We start from the raw sequence: 672 nt of genomic DNA, 5'->3' as shown, positions 1-672 counted from the left end.
GGAGGGCATGGCGCGCGGCGATGACGTCGTCGTAGGCGAGGGGCCGGGACGGGACGGGGTGCCGGCAGCCGCCGTGCCGTGCGCGGACGGCGGGCCGGCGACCGTACGGTCTCCCGGGGTTCCTGGCTGCGCGCGGGCCAGCAGTACGCCGGTCACCACGGCGAGGCAGGTCAGGATCGCCGAGGCGGCCAGGACGGCCTGTCCGCGCCCGCGGCGGGGCGGGCGGGGCGCGCGGCGGTGGCCCGCGGTGGATCGTGCGCGCCCGTGTCGGCGGATGGACAACCGGCAACGAGGCATGTCTCAACACTCCTGTCCGTTCCCACGCTCCGCCGCGCGGCGATCCGGCCGGCGGAGTCTTCCGTGTCTTCCGTAGTGGAGACCGGCGCACACCCTGCTGGACAACGGAAACGGGGACGGCAATGCCACTTCGCCGGGGCGGTGAGCAGTGCTGGTCATAAGTCGATCAGAAGTTGGCAACCTGGCGACGGGTAATCCCCCGTACATTGCGGCAGCGGGGCCGAAGATCATCTGATCGGCCCGGGAGTCCGGTATTCCCGCGACCCCGATACCCGCGACCCTGTTCAGAAATTGCTCTGGAGACATACCGATGAAGATCGCCAAACGTCTCATCCTCACCGGCGCGGCCGTCACCGCCGTGGCCGTCGGCACGCT

General features: G+C 71.0%; 1 pseudogene. It reads right to left on the bottom strand.

The window, feature by feature from the left end:
* Positions 1-282 (bottom strand): annotated as a pseudogene (locus AC31A1_RS52245) (hypothetical protein); the annotation flags it as partial.
* Positions 283-672: the final 390 nt, after the last annotated feature.

The sequence above is a fragment of the Streptomyces sp. P5F9 genome, assembly GCF_057961495.1.
This window is presented reverse-complemented; position numbering and strand designations above follow the sequence as displayed.